A 19609-nucleotide genomic window follows, 5' to 3' on the forward strand; every position below is an offset into this window, starting at 1 on the left:
CGCCGTCCGCTCCCCTCCCGGGCTCGTCACCGGTACCAGCCGAAACGCTCCGCGATCAGCGGCAGCCGGTCGGCCGCCAGGGCGTGCGCGGCCGCCCGCGGGCTCGTCCCGTCGGCCGACGCGCGGTCGAGCGTCAGGCCGACCAGGGCGCGCATCGAGCGGCGGATATACGCGAACGCCTCCTCGGCGTCGGCACCGATGTCTCCGAACAGCGTCCACCACCACCAGGCGTTGGTGCCGGAGTTGACGACCACGTCCGGCAGCACCGTCACCCCGCGCGCGGCGAGCAGTTCCTCCGCCTCCGGTACGACCGGCATGTTGGCGGCCTCGACGATCCAACGGGCGCCGATCTCCTCCTGGTTCGCGGTGTCGATCGCGTACGAAACGGCCGCCGGCACCAGCACCTCCGCCTCCGTGGACAGCCAGGCGTCCCCGGACAGTTCGAGGTCGTCCGGGCCGAGCACCCGGCGGTCCACGGTGCCGTAGCCGTCCCGCGCGGCCAGCAGGGCCTCGACGTCGAGCCCCGCCGGGTTGGCGATCGTGCCCTTGACGTCGGCGACGGCCACCACCGTCAGGCCCGCGCGAACGAGGAAACGGGCGGTGGCCCCGCCCATCGTGCCGAGACCCTGTACGGCGACCCGGGTCCCCGCGTACGGCACCCCCGCCCGGTCCAGGGCCGTGAGCACCGACTCGGCGACCCCGCAGCCGCCCGCCAGCTCGTCGAGGCCGATGCCGTCCACCTCGACCGGGAAGGCGTCCGCGAGGCGCCCGCGGGCCGTCACCTCGTCGTCCAGCAGCGGATACACCGCCTGGACGGAGGAGACCAGCCCCGCCTCGGCGGCCGCGCGGTCCACCGTTTCCTGGCCGAGGCCGAGGTCCTCGCCGGTGGTCCAGCAGGTCTCGATGTACGGCCGCACGGCGCGCAGGTACCGCACGAGGAGCCCGTACGCCCCCGGGTCCCGCGGGTCGCAGTCGATGCCGCCCTTCGCGCCGCCGAGCGGGATGTAGCGGGCTCCGGGGCGGTAGTGCAGGGCCTCCTTCACGGTCATGCCGCGGGCGAGACCCGTCACCTCCTCCAGGGTGCAGCCCGGCCGCATCCGCAGTCCGCCGCTGGCCACGCCCCGCACCAGCCGGTCCACCACCAGGAAGCCCCGGCGGCCGGTGACGTGGTCGGTCCACACGAGCGACATCCAAGGGGCGGTCACGGGGTCTCCAAAAGGGGCCGGGGCGCAGCTCCGAGGCTGCCGGCCGGACGGTGCGACAGCGCGTGATACTGAATGGTGGGTCAGTATTCGGACCCGGTCCGGCAGCTGTCAACGTGCTCGGCGGAAGCCCGCTGACGGCAGTCGGCACCCCGGCACGTCGGGACTGCCGGCCGGGCCGACCATAATGGAAACCTCACCCACTCCACGGGAGGTACCGTGACCGGTCTGCGTTCCCCGAATACCGGGCTCCGCGCGCTGCGGCCCGCGGCCTTCGGCGCGGACCCGGGCGGCGAGCGCCTGGCACGCATCCGCCGCTCGCCCCACTTCAAGGACGGTGTCTTCCAGAACCCGGGCGGCCCCGCACGCACCCGCCCCGCCGGCTCCACGCTCGACGTGGCCAAGGTGTTCCTCGACAAGGACACCCGGCCCCTGCGCGCCCCCAGGGGCACCGTCCCGGTGCACCCCACGACCTACGCCGACCTGGCCCGGCCGCCCGTCACCGGCCTCCGGCTCACGTGGGTGGGCCACTCCAGCGTGCTCGTGGAGATCGACGGGCACCGGGTCCTGTTCGACCCCGTCTGGGGCGAGCGCTGCTCCCCGTTCCCGTTCGCCGGGCCCAAGCGGCTGCACCCGGTGCCGCTGCCCCTGGCCGCGCTGGGACCGGTCGACGTCGTCGTCATCTCCCACGACCACTACGACCACCTGGACCTGCCCACGATCAAGGCGCTGGCCGGCACCGACACGCTGTTCGCCGTACCGCTGGGCGTGGGCGCCCACCTGGAACACTGGGGCGTCTCCCCGGACCGGCTCCGCGAGCTGGACTGGCACGAGTCCACCCGGATCGGCGGCCTCACCCTCACCGCCACACCGGCCCGCCACTTCTGCGGCCGGGGCCTGCGCAACACCCAGCACACCCTCTGGGCGTCCTGGGCCGTCGCCGGCGAGGAGCACCGGATCTACCACAGCGGTGACACCGGCTATTTCGACGGCTTCAAGGACATCGGCGCCGGGCACGGCCCGTTCGACGCCACGATGATCCAGGTCGGGGCGTACAGCGAGTTCTGGACCGAGATCCACATGACTCCGGAAGAAGGCGTGCGCGCCCACCTCGACCTCCAGGGCGGGGTGCCGCACGGCGTGCTCCTGCCGATCCACTGGGGCACCTTCAACCTGGCCCCGCACCCCTGGGCCGAGCCGGGCGAGTGGATGCTGGCCGCGGCCGGGGCGGTGGGACAGGCGGCGGCCTTCCCCGTTCCGGGCCAGTCCTTCGAGCCTGCCGGCGTCCTCCCCACGCGCCCCTGGTGGCGGGATGTGTCCCTGCCGCTGAACCGCGAGTGGCCGGTTCCGGAGATCACCGCGGTGGCGCCCCGTGGGGACCTCGACTTCGTGGGCGAGGTCTGACCACGGGCGGACCCGGACAGGCGGGGGTGCGTCGGCTCCTCTCAGGGCAGTGGGGCCGCCGCGTGCGGTGATCCACAACTCGTACCACTCCTCGTGCGTGAGGTCCGGCTCGCGGGAGACCGCGTCCCCGCAGGCGCCGATGCGCTCGGGGCGGGTGGTGCCGACGACGGGGGTGATGCCCGTCGGGTGCCGCTGGAGCCACCACAGGAGGATGGTCTCCGGTGTGGTGTCCTTGCGCCGGGCGAGGTCCGCGACGAGCCGGTTCACCGTCGTGTCCGTGCGGGTGGTGAAGCGGCCGCGGGCGAGCGGGCCCCAGGCCTGTAGCCGGACGCCGTTGGCCGCGCAGCACTCCAGCGTGCCCGTCGTGAAGCCGTTCCGCGTGGCGTCCGGTGTGTTGAACAGGACGCCCGCCTCCAGCCGGTCCCGCTGGGCGAGGCTCATCTCCAGCTGGTTGACGACCAGCGGGACGTCGACGTGGGCCTGGAGGGCGGCGATCTGCGGGCCGCTCATGTTGGAGACGCCGAACTGCCGGACCAGTCCCTGGGCGTGCAGAGCGGTCAGCGCCTCGGCGATCTCGACGGGATCGGCCAGGGGGTCGGGCCGGTGCAGGAGGAGGACGTCCAGGACGTCCGTGCGCAGGCGGACGAGGCTCTCCTCGACACGCCGCAGGATGCTCGCTCCTCGCAGGTCGTAGTGCCCGGGCCGGCCGCCGTCGGGCAGCCGGATGCCGCACTTGGTCTGGAGGACGATGCGTTCCCGCAGTCCGTGGCTGCGGGCGAGCACCTCGCCGAAGACGGCCTCCGACTTGCCGTACCGGTAGATGTCGGCGTGGTCGAAGGCCGTGATGCCGGCGGCCAGGGCCGCCTCGATCGCGGTCTCGGCGTGCTGGACGTCCTCGGCCGTGTACGGCTCCGTGTCCCAGCCGCCACCGAGTCCCATGCAGCCGTGGACCAGCTTGTGCGCGCGTATGTCGGTCTCTGCCGCCATGGCGGTCTCCGTGGGTGAGTGCGGGTGGTGGCGGGGCGGTCAGGCGCGAAGGGTGCCGGCGAGCATCTCGGCGACGGCCAGGACCGGCAGTTGTGTGTTGGAAGCCGTGCAGCACCGCCTCCTACTAGCCGTGCAGGTACCGCCGGATGAAGCGGGCGCCCGCCACCTGGAACACCAGCGGCTTGAGGTGGGCGAGATCCCGGCCCTCGGTGCCGGGCGGCGGATATAGCCGGTCGGGGAGCAGATCCAGGCAGGAGTCGGAGAGGAAGTACACGTCCACGCCGTCCCTCCGGAGCCGGTGGGCCCGGGTGGTCAGCTCCAGGGTGATCTCGGCCGGGTGGTCCGGCCACACCTTGGGGTCCGGCACGAGCGGGACGCAGTGTGCGGGACGCGGTGTTCGTCGAGGTAGGGGAGGTCCTCGATCGGATGGTCGCGCCGCAGCGTGTCGAGGAGTCCGTGCGCGGGGGTGACCAGCGAGACGCGGTGACCGTGTGCGGCGTACTCCCGCGACAGATTCCACACCAGCGGGGACAGCCCGCCGCGCATCAGACGGTTGTCGAACCCGCCGCACTCGAAGGCGAAGTGGATGATGTGCCTGCGCCCGCGCCTCACCGGTTCCCCGCGGCCCGCGCACGCGCCGCGCGCAGACCCGGCAGGTCGATGAACTCGGTGTGGGTGCCGACGCTCCCGCACACGAACGCCCCGGCCACCGAACCGCTCAGCACGCAGTCCTCCAGTGCTTGGCCGTCGAAGTAGGAGTGCAGGAACGCGGTGACGAAGGCGTCGCCGGCCCCGTTGCTGTCCACCACCGGACGCTCGGGGCGTACGGCGGGGAAGTGGCGGATCGTGTCGTCGCCGCGCTCGAGCAGGTAGCAGCCCTCGGCGCCGTCGGTCGCGATCACGAACCGGGCCCGGCCCTCGTCGACGATGGTCCGCAGCACGGTGTCCAGCCGGTCGTGGACGGCCGCGGCGCTCAGGAAGACGTAGTCGGAGTTGAGCGCGTAGTGGCGGTGGTGCGGGTTGTGTCCGTCCCAGTCGTGCAGGTCGGTGGAGCTGGTCACGCCAAGGCGGTGGATGTCCTCGTACATGTCCTGGTTGTGGCCGATGATCGACATGTGGACATGGGCCGACCGCTCCAGGAAGGGCAGGTAGAAGTCGCGCGGCAGTCTGAGGTCGGCGGGGTGGCGGCCGTCGTAGAACGAGAAGCGGCGGCCCCGCGGGTCCACGAGGTTCGCCGAACGCGGGGTGCCGTGGGGCGAGTGGAGGTGGCTGAAGTCGAGGCCGTGACGGGCGTAGTGCTCCAGCACCAGACGGCCCTGCGGGTCGTCGCCGAGGAAGTCGACGAACTTGGTGCGCAGGCCGAGCGCGTGCCAGCCGAGTGCCACACCGTTGCCGGTGTGCCCGACGTAGTCCTTCAGCGGCTCCACGAAGACCGAGTCGCCCGGCGGCACGCGCAACTCGTCCACGGGCACGATGGTGTCCACGCCGACCCCGCCGACCACCAGGACGTCGTAGTCGCGCGGATGCTGTTCACGCTGGTGGGGTTCGGGCAGGATCATGCGCTCACTCCTTCGGCTACATGCTGAATCCGTCCATCCTCCAGGACGACCGCCCCGTCGATGTCGGCGTCGGCCGGCACCACCGCGCCGGGCAGCACCACGCTGCGCCGCACCCGGGCGCCCGCGCCGACCCCGACCCCGGGGAAGAGCACGCTGTCCGCCACGAGTCCCGCGTTGACGAGGTCCGACGGGAACACCGACGCGCGCACCCCGGGGGCGTCGCGGACCCAGCGCAGGCCGGTCTCCGGCCGCACCGTCCGGAGCATCCGCCCTGATCGCCTTCACCGACCCGCCCCTGACCACGATCCGCAAGCCGGTGCCGCGATAGGCCAGGCCGCGGTGCGCGCGCTGCTGGAGGAGGTTGCAGGGCCTCGAACGGCCTCGGGGAACATCGGTACAGCGGTTGGCGCTGAGAACGATCATGATCCGATCGGTGCGAGCGTCCTGACGCGGTTCTCGTACTCGCGGCGGGCCTTGCGCTAAGCCGGGATGACCCTACGGCGAGGCCAGGGCTACACCCTGCCCGTCAGCGCCGTCCCTGCCGTGCACCGCATAGCCGCTCCCCACGACCGGCCTCAAGTCCATGATCGTCGGCTTGGCGTCAACCGTTGTACCGCAAGGCCGATTCCGAAACCGCGGTCCAGGCGAACGCAACCCGTGTCATGCCGCTCACCTGCCGGCCGCGATCAAGGGCACCGAATGGATCGGCGTGCTCACGCCTCGTCCCCGTCGTCCTCATCAAGCTCCGACCCGTCCGGATCGCGCAGCGGGCCCAGGGCACCGGCTGCCGGAGTGGAGGCGGTGAATCTGTAGCGGCCGAGCAGGTTCAGGTTGCGGTGCTTGAGCCGGGAGAGCCGAGCGATGTCCTCCTCGCGAAGTTCGTGGCCCTCGGCCTGTAGCCGGGCGACTGCGGCGTCGATGTATTTCGTTGTCCACAGCACGATGGCGTTGAGGACCAGCCCGAGCGCGCCGACCTGGTCCTCCATCCCGTCGCGGTACGCCTGGTGGATGGTGCCGCGCTTGCCGTGGCACACGTCGCGGGCGAGCTTGTGCGGGACTCCTGCACGGTGAGCGTGCAGGAAGTCTGCCAGGGCGGCGGTGCGTTCGGTGTTGCTGGTGTAGGGCCGTGGGTAGGCCCATTCGTCGAGCAGGGTGCGATTGCGGGGGTGCTGGGACCTGGCCCGCAAACGCGAGGCGTTCGCCGAGTACGGGGCGCATCGCCAAGACCGAGCACCTGCTCCGCGTGGTCGACCCGCGCGACCATGATCGTTCTCAGCCGATCAGTCAAGGCCATGGTGTCACCATCCGTGACATTCGGCGGGGGTGGGGGCGCCTGCGCGGAAGCGGGAAGCGCGCGCGGGCCACGGCAGGAGGCGTGCGTCCGCCGGACGGCGGCCAGGAACCGCCCCTCGGCCCGCTCCGCCCCACCTTCTCTTTCCGACCGCTTTGGACCAGCTCTTTTCGCCGACTTCCGAATCGGCCCAGTTGTTCAGTCGAGTTATCGGTCCGGCGTACGACGCTTAATACCAGAGCGGGACGCTCCTCGGGGGAGTTTGTCAACTGCCCACCGCACATGAGGCTCTGGCGACTACGGTGAGTGTCCGTCGGGCGACGCGCGGCCGGGTTTCCCGGTTCCGTCGCCGACGGCGCGGTGACGCACGTCCGAAGCGCGCACCGCAGGACACCCCCAGGCCCGACGGACCAGTACGAGGACGCAGATGTCTCACCTCCGAGCACCGGCCACCCGTGCCGAACGCCGCGAGGGCGGCCGGCACGGGCGGCCGGTCGCCCGACCCGCTCCCGCACTGCCCGAGACGCACATACGGCCGCAGCTCATGCGGCTCGCCGTCCTGCCGCCCCTCGCCGTCGCCCTCGGCGCCACCGCCGCCGTCCTCTTCAGCATCCGCTCCACCGGCGTACGCACCGGGCCCACCCTGTGGGCCGTGCTCGCCGGAGCGGTCACCGTGGCCGTCGCCGGCATCCTCATCGCCGCCGTGGCCGCCGACCGCGCCGCCCGCTCGGTCGCCGACCGCGTCGACGCCCTGCGCCGCACGGCCGCGCTCGGCGAGGCCGACCTGCACGACCTGGTCGACGCGCTGCGCCAGGGGGAGACCCCGCCCCAGCGCGGCCCGCGCCGCCGGCCGCCCGCGGACGCCGACGACTTCGAACTGCTCGCCGCCGACCTGGCCCGCGCGCACGACGGCGCCGTCACCGCCGTCGTGCGCGCCGCCCAGCTCTCCAGCCAGGCGGGCAGCGAGCAGAAACTCGAGGTCTTCGTCAACCTCGCGCGCCGGCTCCAGTCCCTCGTGCACCGCGAGATCTCCATCCTCGACGACCTCGAGAACGAGATCGAGGACCCCGACCTCCTCAAGGGCCTGTTCCACGTCGACCACCTGGCCACCCGCATCCGGCGGCACGCCGAGAACCTCGCCGTGCTCGGCGGCGCGGTCTCCCGGCGTCAGTGGAGCAACCCGGTCGACATGACCGAGCTGCTGCGTTCCGCCATCGCCGAGGTCGAGCAGTACTCCCGGGTGAAACTGGTGCCGCCGGTCGCGGGCGAACTGCGCGGTCACGCCGTCGCCGACGTCATCCACCTGCTCGCCGAACTCATCGAGAACGCCACGGTGTTCTCGGCCCCGCACACCCCGGTGCTGCTGCGCGCCAGCCTCGTCACCGCCGGGCTCGCCGTGGAGGTCGAGGACCGCGGGCTCGGCATGCCCGTCACCGAGCAGAACCGGATGAACGCCCTGCTCGCCGACCCCGACCAGGTCAACGTCGCCAGCCTGCTGGCCGACGGCCGGATCGGCCTCTACGTCGTCTCCCAGCTCGCCCGCAGGCACGGCATCCACGTCCGGCTCCAGAGCAACATCTACGGCGGGGTGCAGGCCGTCCTCGTCGTCCCGCAGGCCTTGCTGGGCAGTGCGCCGGCCGCTCTGGGCGCGGACGCCGTGGCGCCACAGCCGCAGACACCGGGCGGCGTGATTCCCGGCCAGGGCGGTGCCGGGCAGGTGGGCACAGCGGTGCCGACGGCTGCCGCGGACCTGCCCGGCGCCGGGAGCATGGCCCGGGCCGGGAGCCCGCGCGTCGCGGGAGGCCCGGCTGTGACGGGCAGCGCGGCCGGGCCGGAAGGTGACGCCGGACCGGAGGGTGACGCCGGGAGTGGCTTCGCCGCCGCGGACGCGCCCGAGGCCGGGGCGGGTGCCGGGCAGGCTCCGCCCACCGGACGACGGCGGCACGCCCAGCGCGGACCCGGGCGACGCGGGGCGGAGAGCGGAGCCGGACCGGCCGGCGCCGACAACGGTTCCGGGCGGCGTACCGCCGAGGACGCCGGACACGTACGCCACGGCGGTGCCCCGGCACCGCTCCCCGTGCGCGGAGCCCAGCAGGCGCGGCCCACCCCCGCCGCGGCCCTGCCCGGTGTCAGCGCCGGGGACCGGCCGGTCGTGGAGGCGCATGCCGGCATCCTGCCCACCCCGCGCGCCGACGCCGTGCGCGGCACCATGGGCAAACCCCGGCTGCCCCGCCGCCGCGCCCAGGAACACCTCGTGCCCCAGCTGCGCGGCGGCCCCGCACCCCGCCAGGACACCGACACCGTCGCCGGCCACGACCCCGGTCTGATGGCCGCCTTCCAGCGCGGAATCGGACTCGCCGAGGCCCGGCAGCACCTGGACCCGACGTACGACGACCCGGCGACCGGGCAGGCCCCGGTCATGGAGCCTTCCGGCATGGGTTCGGACCACAGCATGAGTTCGGACCACAGCATGAGTTCGGACCACAGCATGGGTTCGCACCACATGGGTCCGCCCCCCACCCCCCAGCCGCACGCCCATGTGCCCGTGCCCGTGCCCGAAGGCACCCGGGGCACCGGCCGGACCGGGGGGAGCGCGTCGGCCGGATGACCGCCCCCGCACGCGTACGCCCCGCCCCCACCCCCAGCGCGCCCCCACACCTTCGTACCGCAAGGAGTCGATCCACCATGGCGAGCGAAGCGCCGACCGCCCACGCATCCGACCTCGACTGGCTGCTGAGCGGCCTCGTGCAGCGCGTGCCCCACACCAGCAGCGCGGTGCTCCTGTCCTGTGACGGACTGGTCAAGTCCGTGCACGGCCTCGACCACGACAGCGCCGACCACATGGCGGCCCTGGCCTCCGGCCTGTACTCCCTCGGCCGCAGCGCGGGCATCCGGTTCGGCGACGGCGGTGACGTGCGCCAGGTCGTCGTCGAACTCGACTCCACGCTGCTGTTCGTCACCACCGCCGGCTCCGGCACCTGCCTCGCCGTGCTCGCCGGCCGGGAGGCCGACGCGGCGGTGCTGGGCTACGAGATGGCGATGCTGGTCAAGAGCGTCCGCCCCTACCTGGTGACCGCGCCCCGGCAGCACACCGCCGATCCCACGGCGACGAGGCCTTGAGCGTGACCGCGGCCGGTGACGGGCCCTGGCTGGACGCCGCGGCCGGCCGCCTGGTGCGGCCGTTCACGGTCAGCAACGGCCGTACCAGACCCAGCGTCGCCCTCGACCTGATGTCACAGGTGATGTCCACCGGCGTCACCCCGCTGGGCTACCTCGGGCCCGAACACGCGCAGGCCCTCGACCTGTGCCGCGCGCCCGTCTCGGTCGCCGAGCTGGCCGCCCAGCTCGGGCTGCCCGCCGTGGTGACCAAGGTGCTCCTGTCGGACCTGGTCGACTGCGGGGCGCTGACCACCAAGCCGCCCGCCTACCGCCACACTCCCACTGACCGGTCTCTGCTGGAGGCAGTGCTCGATGGACTACGACGACAGCTGTGACCCGTTCCCCACCGCGCTCAAAATTCTCGTCGCGGGCGGGTTCGGGGTCGGCAAGACGACCTTCGTGGGCGCGGTCAGCGAGATCGCGCCGCTCAGCACGGAGGAGCTGCTCACCACGGTCAGTGTCGGCACGGACAGTCTCGACGGCATCGAGAACAAGATGGAGACCACCGTCGCCATGGACTTCGGCCGGATCACCCTCGATCCGCAGCACGTCCTGTACCTGTTCGGCACACCGGGGCAGGAGCGGTTCTGGTTCATGTGGGACGAGCTGTCCGAGGGCGCGCTCGGCGCGGTCATCCTCGCCGACACCCGGCGTCTGGAGGACTGCTTCGCCGCCGTGGACTTCTTCGAGGAGCGCGGGCTCGCCTTCGTCGTCGCCGTCAACGAGTTCGACGGCTCCCACCGCTACGACGCCGAGGAGGTGCGCTCCGCCATCGACCTCGACCCGCAGGTGCCGGTGGTCCGCTGCGACGCCCGGATCTCCAGCTCCGGCGTCCAGACCCTGCTCACCCTCGTACGCCATCTCCTCGCCCACGCCCCGGGGACCGCGCCCACCCACGGCGCCCACAGGTGATCCAGCCCTACCAGTACGGAGCCCCTCTATGAGGTACGCCCACAGCGACGGAGCCCGGCCATGAGCTACGAGCCGCCCCGGCCGGTCCGGGGCCTGCTGCTCACCCCCGAGGACAAGGAGGCCCCCGCCCGCGTCCACCGGCTGCGCCGGCTTGGCCTGGCGGACCGGCCCGACGCCGTGCTGGACGCCTTCGCCGGGCACCTCGCCCAGCTCACCGGCGCGCCGTACGCCATGGTGAACTTCGTCGGCGAGGACCACCAGTTCTTCGCGGGCCTGAGTGCCCCGGCCACCGCCCCGGTGGTACGGGAGGACGGCGGCAGGGCCCTCATCGGCCGGGTGCTCCCGCGCGACCATGGGTTCTGCCCCCATGTGGTGGTACGCCACAAAGCACTGGTTCTGGAGGACGTCCGCGACTATCCCCGGTTCGCGGGCAACCCGATCGTCGACGCGTACGGCATCCGTTCATATCTCGGCGCCCCACTCATCGACCACTCCGGTATGGCGCTCGGCACTGTGTGCGCCGCCGACATGGCGCCCCGCGCCTGGGGCAGGCCGGGCCTGGAGACCATCAAGGGGCTGGCCGCCGATCTCGTCGTACGCCTCGAACGGAGTGCGGCGGACGGCCTGCCCCTGTGATCCGAAGGACGGCGGGAGGAGCCTGAAGGAAAGCTGAGGCGGCGGTTAAGAAAAGCTCGATGGACCCCGGCCCGCGCATACGGCAGATTGCAGGGTGATTCCACCCCTCCGACCCGGTGCCGGGCTGCTTCGGCATGCCCGCGGACCGGGTCTCACCCACAGGAGCCGTAGCGTTGAAGGCGCTGGTCAAGGAGAAGGCGGAGCCGGGACTCCGGCTGACGGACGTACCGGAGCCCGTCATCGGCCCCGGTGACGTACTGATCAAGGTCATGCGGACCGGTATCTGCGGCACCGACCTGCACATCCGGGCCTGGGACGGCTGGGCGCAGCAGGCGATCCGCACACCGCTCGTGATCGGACACGAGTTCGTCGGGCAGGTCGTCGAGACCGGGCGGGACGTGGCCGACATCCGCATCGGCGACCGGGTCAGCGGCGAGGGCCACCTGGTGTGCGGCAAGTGCCGCAACTGCCTGGCCGGCCGCCGCCACCTGTGCCGGGCCACCGTCGGCCTCGGCGTCGGCCGCGACGGCGCGTTCGCGGAGTACGTCGCGCTGCCCGCGGCCAACGTCTGGGTGCACCGGATCCCCGTCGACCTCGACGTCGCCGCGATCTTCGACCCGTTCGGCAACGCGGTGCACACCGCGCTGTCCTTCCCGCTGGTCGGCGAGGACGTCCTGATCACCGGCGCCGGCCCCATCGGCCTGATGGCCGCCGCGGTGGCCCGGCACGCCGGTGCCCGCAACGTCGTCATCACCGACGTCAGCGAGGAGCGCCTGGAGCTGGCCCGCAAGATCGGCGTCAGCCTCGCCCTGAACGTCGCCGAGACCTCGATCGCGCAGGGGCAGCGGGAGCTGGGGCTGCGCGAGGGCTTCGACATCGGCCTGGAGATGTCCGGCCGTCCCGAGGCCATGCGGGACATGATCGGCAACATGACGCACGGCGGCCGGATCGCCATGCTCGGCCTGCCCGCGCAGGAGTTCCCGGTCGACTGGGCGCGGATCGTCACTTCGATGATCACCATCAAGGGCATCTACGGCCGGGAGATGTTCGAGACCTGGTACGCGATGTCGGTGCTGCTGGAGGGCGGTCTGGATCTCGCCCCCGTGATCACCGGCCGGTACGGGTACCGCGACTTCGAGGCGGCCTTCGCCGACGCCGCCGGCGGCAAGGGCGGCAAAGTCGTCCTCGACTGGACCGTGTAGCCCGCACCGGACCCGACTCCCCTTCTCCGTCAGCGTCTTCAGGAGCACCCCATGTTCGACACCGTCCGCGACGACCTGCGCGCCACCCTCGACGAGATCCGCGCCGCCGGTCTGCACAAGCCCGAGCGGGTCATCGGCACCCCGCAGTCCGCGACCGTCGGCGTCACCGCCGGCGGCCGTCCCGGCGAGGTCCTCAACTTCTGCGCCAACAACTACCTCGGCCTGGCCGACCACCCCGAGGTGATCGCCGCCGCCCACGAGGCGCTGGACCGCTGGGGCTACGGCATGGCCTCCGTCCGCTTCATCTGCGGCACCCAGGAGGTGCACAAGGAGCTGGAGGCCCGGCTGTCGGCGTTCCTCGGCCAGGAGGACACGATCCTGTACTCCTCCTGCTTCGACGCCAACGGCGGTGTCTTCGAGACCCTGCTCGGCGAGGAGGACGCGGTGATCTCCGACGCCCTCAACCACGCCTCCATCATCGACGGCATCCGCCTGTCGAAGGCCCGCCGCTTCCGCTACGCCAACCGCGACCTCGCGGACCTGGAGACCAAGCTCAAGGAGGCGTCCGACGCCCGGCGCCGCCTGATCGTCACCGACGGCGTCTTCTCCATGGACGGCTACGTGGCCCCGCTGCGCGAGATCTGCGACCTCGCCGACCGCTACGACGCCATGGTCATGGTCGACGACTCGCACGCCGTCGGCTTCGTCGGCCCCTCCGGCCGCGGCACCCCCGAACTGCACGGCGTCATGGACCGCGTCGACATCATCACCGGCACCCTCGGCAAGGCCCTCGGCGGCGCCTCCGGCGGTTACGTCGCCGCCCGCGCCGAGATCGTCGCCCTGCTGCGCCAGCGCTCCCGCCCCTACCTGTTCTCCAACACCCTCGCCCCGGTGATCGCCGCCGCCTCCCTGAAGGTCCTCGACCTGCTGGAGTCGGCCGACGACCTGCGGGTCCGGCTCGCCGAGAACACCGCGCTGTTCCGCCGCCGTATGACCGGGGAGGGCTTCGACATCCTCCCCGGCGACCACGCCATCGCCCCCGTCATGATCGGTGACGCGGCGAAGGCGGCCCGCATGGCCGAGCTGCTGCTTGAGCGCGGCGTCTACGTGATCGGCTTCTCCTACCCGGTCGTCCCGCAGGACCGGGCCCGCATCCGCGTCCAGCTGTCCGCCGCACACTCCACGCAGGACGTCGACCGCGCGGTCGACGCGTTCGTCGCCGCGCGCGCCGAACTGGAGGCCTGAGCGGGCCGGACACCCTGGGATAATCGGGGGCATGATCGAGGCACGGCGGCTCCACATCCTCCGCGCGGTGGCCGACCACCGCACGGTCACCGCGGCGGCCGCCGCGCTCTACCTCACCCCCTCGGCCGTCTCCCAGCAGCTGACGGCGCTGGAGCAGGAGACCGGCCACCGGCTGGTCGAGCGCGGCGCCAAGGGGGTCCGGCTCACCCCGGCCGGTGAGATCCTGCTCAGCCACACCAACGCGGTCCTCGCCCAGCTGGAGCGGGCCGAGGCCGAGCTGGCCGCCTACGGTTCGGGTGAGGCGGGCACGGTCACCGTTGCGGCGTTCGCGACGGGCATCGCCCAGGTCGTGGCCCCCGCGGTGGCCCGCCTCGCGGCCTCGGCGCCCGGCATCCGGATCCGGGTCCAGGACGCGGAGGGCGACGCCAGCCTGCCCATGGTGCTGGACCGGCAGGTCGACGTCGCGGTCGCCGTCGAGTACCGGGGCGCCCCGGCCGCGGGCGATCCCCGCCTGACCCATGTCCCGCTGTACGCCGAGCCGTTCGACGCGGTCGTCCCCCTGGGGCACCGGCTGGCGGACGCCCGCGAGGTCCCCCTCGCCGACCTGGCCAAGGACCCGTGGATCGGCCCGTACCCCGGCAACCCCTGCCACGACGTGGTCGTCCTGGCCTGTGAGAGCGCCGGTTTCCAGCCCCGCCTGGAACACTCCTCCGACGACTTCCGCGCCGTCGTCGCCCTGGCCTCGGCCGACGCCGGCGTCGCCCTCGTACCGCGCTCCGCGCTGCGCGGCATGGACCTCTCCGGCGTCGTCGTGCGGCCCGTCGACGGCGTCGCTCCGACCCGCAGGGTCTTCGCCGCCGTACGCCGCGGGGCGGAGGGGCACCCGCTGATCCGCCCGGTGCTCGAGGCCCTGGGCGAGGCCGCGCAGGCGTGAGGACTCCGCAACCCGCCCGTCTCATCCGCGGGATAGCGTCCCGGATATGAGAACCGAGGACACCGTCGATCACCTCATCGGTGCCCGGCTGGCCGAGCTGCGCGCCCAGCACGGCTTGACCCTGGGCGAGTTGGCGGAGCGCAGCGGAGTGAGCCGGTCCACCCTGTCCCGCGCCGAACGGGCGGAGACGAGCCCCACCGCCGCCCTCCTGAACCGGCTCTGCCACGTCTACGGCCGCACGATGTCCCAGCTGCTCAGCGAGGTCGAGGCGGAACCGGCAGCGCTGGTGCCGGCCGCCGGCCAGCAGGTGTGGGAGGACCGCGCCTCCGGGTTCGTCCGCCGGTCCGTGTCGCCGCCGCACGCCGCACTGCGCGGCGAACTGGTCGAGGGCCGTCTCTCCGCCGGCGCGGACATCGCCTACGACCGCCCGCCCGTGCCCGGCCTGGAACAGCACCTGTGGCTGCTGGAGGGGGCCCTGGAGGTGACCGTCGGCGACCGGGTCCACCGGCTCGGCGCGGGCGACTGCCTGCGGATGCGCGTCCACGGCGCGACCCGGTTCCGCTGCGCCGGCCCGGGCTCGGCGCGGTATGTGCTGGCGGTGGTACGGCCGTGAGGCTGGAGCGCTGGGACGGAGCCCGCGTCCGCGAACGGGCCGACGACCTGGCGGTACTGCTGACCGACACCGTGGCCTCGGGCGCCTCCGTCGGCTTCCTCGCGCCGCTCGGCCACGCGGAGGCGGTCGCCTGGTGGCGGGAGCGGGCGGACGCCGTCCGTGCGGGCCACGTCGGCGTCTGGGCGGCCGTGGACCCCAGGGACCGGGTGGCCGGCACGGTCGGCCTGGCCTTCCCCGGCAAGCCGAACAGCCGGCACCGCGCGGAACTCGTCAAGCTGATGGTGCACCGCCGCGCGCGCGGCCGGGGACTGGGCCGCCGGCTGCTCGCCACCGCCGAGGACGCGGCCGTGGCCGGCGGGATCACCCTGCTCCACCTCGACACCGAGACCGGCAGCCCCGCCGAGGAGCTGTACCGCTCGGCCGGCTGGACCGTGGCCGGCACCATCCCCGACTACGCGGCCGCCCCGGCGGGCGGGCTGCGGCCGACGACGCTGTACTACAAACGGCTCCCGGGGTGACTGTCAGTGGCAGGAGCTACGGTGCGTGGCATGCCGGATGCAGAAGACGTACGCCGCATTGCCCTGTCCCTGCCGGAGACCACGGAGAAGACCGCCTGGAACATGCCCACCTTCCGGGTGGCGGGGAAGATGTTCGCGACCCTGCCCGAGGAAGAGACCTCCATCGCCGTGCGCTGCCCCAGGGAGGAGCGCGAGGAACTGGTGCTGGCCGAACCGGAGAAGTTCTGGGTCGCCGGCCACGAGGCGCAGTTCGCCTGGGTGAGAGCGAGACTCGCCGCCCTGGAGGACGAGGAGGAGCTGCGGGACATCCTCACCGACTCCTGGCGTCAGGCCGCCCCGCCCCGACTCCTGGACGCCCACCCCGAGTTGCTCCTGTCCGGGGGGTCCTTGGCGTCCGGCGAGTCCGGGGAGTGAAAATCCCGGTGCGCGCGGCCGGGGCGTGACAGGATCCCGCGCGACGGCACCGGGTCCGGGCGGTACCGGGGCGCGGGGGAGCGTGCGGCGTGGGTAAGCGGTCGGACCGCGGGGGAGCGGCGGCGCCGGGGCCGGACTGCGGGCGGCCGGCCGGCTCCACTACGGGGAGGGGAGCACGGGGCGTGACGGGAACCGGCGCACGACGCGGCAGCGCCGTACGGGATGTACGCGGCGCCGCGGCCGGCGGCCCGGCCGTCTGGTCGCGGGACTTCGCACTGTTCTTCGTGGCCCGGGCCGTCGCCCGCCTCGGCGACACCATGCTGCCCGTGGCCCTCGCCACCGGCCTGCTGGAGCAGGGCTACGGCGCCGGCGCGGTCGGTCTCGCCATGGCCGCCACGACCGCCGCGTTCGCCGGGCTGGTCGTCTTCGGCGGGGTCATCGCCGACCGGTTCAGCACCCGGAAACTGATGATCGGCGCCGATCTGGTCCGGCTCGGCACCCAGTCGCTCGCCGCGGGCCTGTTCTTCACCGGGCATGTGGTGCTGTGGCAGATCTGCGCCATCGGGGTCGTCAACGGTATCGCCGGGGCCGTCTTCCAGCCGGGCGTGGCCAGTACGGTGCCCCGGCTCGCCGCCGACATCCAGGGCGCGAACGGCGCGATCCGTATCGCCGAGTCCGCCGCCCAGCTCGCCGGCCCGGCCGTCGCCGGCGTCCTCGTCGCTCTCGCCTCGCCCGGCGGTGTCTTCGCCGCGCACGCCGCCACCTACACGGTCAGCGCCCTGTGCCTGCTGCTGCTCCGGCTGCCCCCGCTGCCCGCGGGCGTCCGCGCCGCCACCGGCTCCGGCATGCGGGCCTTCCGCGCCGATCTCGTCGACGGCTGGCGGGAGTTCCGTGCCCGCACGTGGTTGTGGGGCGTGATCGCCGTCTGGTGCCTCTACATGATCGCCGTATGGGGTCCGGCCGTCCCGCTGGTGGCCACGGAGGTCGTCGGGCAGCACGGCCCGGGCGCCTACGGTCTGGTCAACTCGGCCCTGGGCGGGGGTACGGTGATCGGCGGCCTGATCGCCCTCCGGCTGCGGCCCCGCCGCATGCTCCGGGCGGGCGCCGTCGCCCTGTTCGCCTTCTTCGGCTTCCCGGCGGCCGTCGGGGCGGGACTCGGCGTACCGGCCATGGCGGCCGGGGCCGCGCTCGCCGGTGCCGGGATGTCGTTCTGGGGTGTCATGTGGGCGACCAGCGTGCAGACCCAGGTCCCGGCCGACGTCCTCAACCGCATCCACGCCTACGACGTGGCCGGTTCGCTCGCCATGATGCCCATCGGCCAGGCCCTCGCCGGCCCCGCGGCCGGGGCACTGGGCGCCGGCCACGTCCTGCTGATCGCCGGCGCGGTGAGCCTGGTCGTGGCGGCGGCCCTGCTAGCGGTCCCGGCGATACGCGACCTGGTCCGAGCCGACGCGGACACCCCCGCCCGCTGAGAGACCGGCCCGAGGCCCGTGCGCGCGGCTTCCCTCCGTGCCGTCACACGCCGGTGGCCGGGGCGGTGGTGCGTCCGGCGCCCAGGTAGCCGGCGATCCGCCGCCGCAGGCCCGCCGGGTCGAGCCCGTGGGCGGCCACGTGCTCCTCGATCGTGCCGTAGCGGCGCAGTTCGCGGCGGCCCACGCCGAGGCCGAGCACCCGGTGCGGGACATCGGACAGCGCCTCGCTCACCGCGGCCGTCGACGTCCCCGCGAGATACGGCTCGACCAGCACGACGTCCGTGCCCGCGGCCTCGGTCGCCCGGCGCAGCCCGGCCGCGTCGAAGGGCCGCACGGTCGTCGCGTAGAGCACGGTCACGTCCAGGCCCTCGGTGGCGGCGAGGACGGCGTCCAGCATCGGGCCGACGGCGACGACCACCCCGGAGCGGCCCTCGCGGACCGTGCGCAAGTGCCGCCCGTCGACGGGCCGCCCCTGTTCGTTGGACTGCACGGACAGCCGCACGTACACCTTGTCGTCGCCCGCGGCGACCGCGTGGCGCAGCAGCGTCTCGGCCTCGTCGGGATGCCCGGGGACGTGCACGGTCCAGCCGTCCAGCGTGTCGAGGAGGGCCACGTCGCCCGGCGCCATGTGGGTGAAGCCACCGGCCGGCCAGTCGAACGAGGCGGCGGCACTCACCAGCACCGCCCCCGCGTCCTGATGGCCCAGATCCAGCTTGACCTGCTCGAACGGCCGTTCCACGAGAAAGCTGGCGAAGGTGTGCACGACGGGCCGCAGCCCGGTGAGCGCCAGGCCCGCCGCCGTCCCGACCAGCAGCTGTTCGCGGATGCCGACGTTGATCACCCGGTCGGGGTGGCGGCGCATGGTCTCCCGGAAGCCGTCGGCACCGATCTCGGCGAGGACGACGGCGACCCGCGGGTCCTCGTCCAGCAGCCGGGAGACGACAGGGGCGAAACGGTCACGCATGGTGTCCATAGGAGAGAACCTTTTCCTTGACGGGGAGGGGGAGCGGCGGGAGTCAGGCGTTCTTCGGTTCGACACGGGCCACGACCACGTGCGGCCGGCCGGGGTGCGGTGCGGTGAACGCGGCGTACAGCGCCTCGTGGTCGCGTCCGTCGACAGTCACCGCGGACCAGCCCGCGGCCTCGAACCGGGCGGCGATCCCGCCGGGCCGCGCGTGGCTGGCGGAGGAGTTGTCGATGACCACGGTGTGCAGCCGGTCCAGTGCGGCGGGCCCGGCGAAGGCGATCGCCTCGTGGTTGCTGCCCTCGTCCAGCTCCGCGTCCCCGATCAGCACCCAGACCGCCGGACCGGGCAGGCCCTGCGCGCGCAGACCCAGCGCGGTGCCCACGGCGATCGGCAGCCCGTGTCCCAGCGACCCGCTGCCGATCTCGGCGCCCGGCACCAGCACCCGGTCCGGGTGATGCCCGAGCGGGGAGTCGTACGACCCGAACCCGGGCAGCCAGGCGACGGGCACGAACCCCTTCGCGGCCAGTACGGCGTAGTACGCCATGGGCCCGTGCCCCTTGCTGAGCAGGAACCGGTCGCGGGCCGGGTCGTCCCGCCGCTCGGGAGTGACCCGGAGCACGCGGTCGTAGAGCACCCAGAGCACGTCGAGGGTGGAGGTGGCCGCCGGGCCGTGCTTCTCGTCGCCGGTCATGAGCTGCATCAGACGGGGCAGGTCGTCGTATCCGTGCGTGCGGCTGTCGTCCGCTGTGATCGTCATAGGGACGATCGTGCAACCTCAAGCGGACTTGAGGTCAACAGGGAGAGTGGCGCACGACCACCGATCCGAGTGCGGTATTGTTTCTCTGCGCGTTCGGCCTGGGGAAAGTCCAGGTCAAACGGCATCGGGACGTGGCGCAGCTTGGTAGCGCACTTGACTGGGGGTCAAGGGGTCGCAGGTTCAAATCCTGTCGTCCCGACTCGTGAGAGTGGCAGGTCAGGGCCGGTTTCGGAGAGATCCGAAACCGGCCCTCGATCATTTCCGGGGGGCGGCCGGGAACCCGAGGGTCGGCGCCGGGAGCGTCGTGAGCGCGCCCCGGCGCGTGCGGAGTTCTGTC

General features: G+C 73.1%; 19 protein-coding genes, 1 tRNA gene and 2 pseudogenes. 14 read left to right on the forward strand and 8 right to left on the reverse strand.

Annotated features, from left to right (window positions below; genetic code table 11):
* Positions 1-26: 26 nt before the first annotated feature.
* The gene (locus ABZ117_RS13770) at positions 27-1205 is read right to left on the reverse strand and encodes a Glu/Leu/Phe/Val dehydrogenase dimerization domain-containing protein (protein ID WP_356820387.1); all 1179 of its coding nucleotides are present in this window, start codon (positions 1203-1205) and stop codon (positions 27-29) included.
* Positions 1206-1421: 216 nt separating this feature from the next.
* Between ABZ117_RS13770 and ABZ117_RS13775 the strand changes: the two genes are divergently transcribed.
* Positions 1422-2606 (forward strand): MBL fold metallo-hydrolase, encoded by a 1185-nt coding sequence (locus ABZ117_RS13775; RefSeq protein WP_356820389.1) that lies wholly within the window; start codon positions 1422-1424, stop codon positions 2604-2606.
* A 171-nt stretch (positions 2607-2777) separates the two neighbouring features.
* Here the strand turns inward: ABZ117_RS13775 and ABZ117_RS13780 are convergent.
* The 5 genes and pseudogenes from ABZ117_RS13780 to ABZ117_RS13800 all read right to left on the reverse strand — a co-directional run.
* Positions 2778-3593 (reverse strand): annotated as a pseudogene (locus ABZ117_RS13780) (aldo/keto reductase); the annotation flags it as partial.
* A gap of 124 nt (positions 3594-3717) precedes the next feature.
* Positions 3718-3960: a hypothetical protein gene (locus ABZ117_RS13785; protein WP_356820391.1), complete on the reverse strand. Its 243-nt coding sequence runs from the start codon at positions 3958-3960 to the stop codon at positions 3718-3720.
* Between the two features lie 241 nt (positions 3961-4201).
* Complete coding sequence (locus ABZ117_RS13790; protein ID WP_356820392.1) at positions 4202-5152, reverse strand: carbohydrate kinase family protein; 951 nt, start codon at positions 5150-5152, stop codon at positions 4202-4204.
* Positions 5149-5418 (reverse strand): hypothetical protein, encoded by a 270-nt coding sequence (locus tag ABZ117_RS13795; protein ID WP_356820394.1) that lies wholly within the window; start codon positions 5416-5418, stop codon positions 5149-5151. Before ABZ117_RS13795 ends, ABZ117_RS13790 begins: the two co-directional genes overlap by 4 nt.
* Positions 5419-5865: 447 nt before the next feature.
* Positions 5866-6204 (reverse strand): annotated as a pseudogene (locus ABZ117_RS13800) (Tn3 family transposase); the annotation flags it as partial.
* A 666-nt stretch (positions 6205-6870) separates the two neighbouring features.
* Here ABZ117_RS13800 and ABZ117_RS13805 point away from each other — a divergent pair.
* From ABZ117_RS13805 to ABZ117_RS13860, 12 genes are all read left to right on the forward strand, one after another.
* Positions 6871-9051, forward strand: coding sequence for an ATP-binding protein (locus ABZ117_RS13805; protein ID WP_356820395.1), 2181 nt, complete (start codon positions 6871-6873; stop codon positions 9049-9051).
* A 77-nt stretch (positions 9052-9128) separates the two neighbouring features.
* A complete protein-coding gene (locus tag ABZ117_RS13810) occupies positions 9129-9563 on the forward strand; it encodes a roadblock/LC7 domain-containing protein (protein WP_356820396.1) in 435 nt (144 codons plus the stop codon).
* 2 nt (positions 9564-9565) lie between these two features.
* Positions 9566-9937: a DUF742 domain-containing protein gene (locus tag ABZ117_RS13815; protein WP_356820597.1), complete on the forward strand. Its 372-nt coding sequence runs from the start codon at positions 9566-9568 to the stop codon at positions 9935-9937.
* Positions 9915-10514: an ATP/GTP-binding protein gene (locus ABZ117_RS13820; protein ID WP_356820398.1), complete on the forward strand. Its 600-nt coding sequence runs from the start codon at positions 9915-9917 to the stop codon at positions 10512-10514. The genes ABZ117_RS13815 and ABZ117_RS13820 overlap by 23 nt, the downstream gene beginning before the upstream one ends.
* Before the next feature lie 60 nt (positions 10515-10574).
* A complete protein-coding gene (locus ABZ117_RS13825) occupies positions 10575-11150 on the forward strand; it encodes a GAF domain-containing protein (protein WP_356820400.1) in 576 nt (191 codons plus the stop codon).
* Positions 11151-11323: 173 nt separating this feature from the next.
* Positions 11324-12352 (forward strand): L-threonine 3-dehydrogenase, encoded by a 1029-nt coding sequence (gene tdh / locus ABZ117_RS13830; protein ID WP_356820402.1) that lies wholly within the window; start codon positions 11324-11326, stop codon positions 12350-12352.
* A 51-nt stretch (positions 12353-12403) separates the two neighbouring features.
* Positions 12404-13597: a glycine C-acetyltransferase gene (locus ABZ117_RS13835; RefSeq protein WP_356820404.1), complete on the forward strand. Its 1194-nt coding sequence runs from the start codon at positions 12404-12406 to the stop codon at positions 13595-13597.
* A gap of 31 nt (positions 13598-13628) precedes the next feature.
* Entirely contained in the window at positions 13629-14531 is a 903-nt protein-coding gene (locus ABZ117_RS13840; RefSeq protein WP_356820406.1) for a LysR family transcriptional regulator, read from the forward strand.
* A gap of 46 nt (positions 14532-14577) precedes the next feature.
* The gene (locus ABZ117_RS13845) at positions 14578-15144 is read left to right on the forward strand and encodes an XRE family transcriptional regulator (RefSeq protein WP_356820407.1); all 567 of its coding nucleotides are present in this window, start codon (positions 14578-14580) and stop codon (positions 15142-15144) included.
* Entirely contained in the window at positions 15141-15662 is a 522-nt protein-coding gene (locus ABZ117_RS13850) for a GNAT family N-acetyltransferase (RefSeq protein ID WP_356820408.1), read from the forward strand. Before ABZ117_RS13845 ends, ABZ117_RS13850 begins: the two co-directional genes overlap by 4 nt.
* 30 nt (positions 15663-15692) lie before the next feature.
* Positions 15693-16076, forward strand: coding sequence for an MmcQ/YjbR family DNA-binding protein (locus ABZ117_RS13855; RefSeq protein ID WP_356820409.1), 384 nt, complete (start codon positions 15693-15695; stop codon positions 16074-16076).
* 275 nt (positions 16077-16351) lie between these two features.
* On the forward strand, positions 16352-17548 hold the full coding sequence (locus ABZ117_RS13860) for an MFS transporter (protein ID WP_356820599.1): 1197 nt from the start codon (positions 16352-16354) through the stop codon (positions 17546-17548).
* A gap of 43 nt (positions 17549-17591) precedes the next feature.
* Here the strand turns inward: ABZ117_RS13860 and ABZ117_RS13865 are convergent, their stop codons facing one another.
* Entirely contained in the window at positions 17592-18521 is a 930-nt protein-coding gene (locus ABZ117_RS13865; RefSeq protein WP_356820411.1) for a transketolase C-terminal domain-containing protein, read from the reverse strand.
* 43 nt (positions 18522-18564) lie between these two features.
* Positions 18565-19272, reverse strand: coding sequence for a transketolase (locus ABZ117_RS13870; protein ID WP_356820413.1), 708 nt, complete (start codon positions 19270-19272; stop codon positions 18565-18567).
* Between the two features lie 125 nt (positions 19273-19397).
* Between ABZ117_RS13870 and ABZ117_RS13875 the strand changes: the two genes are divergently transcribed.
* A tRNA-Pro gene (locus ABZ117_RS13875) sits at positions 19398-19471 on the forward strand.
* The last annotated feature ends 138 nt before the right edge of the window (positions 19472-19609 follow it).

The organism is Streptomyces sp. NPDC006309, from assembly GCF_040613095.1.
In the GTDB taxonomy this organism is placed as follows: domain Bacteria; phylum Actinomycetota; class Actinomycetes; order Streptomycetales; family Streptomycetaceae; genus Streptomyces.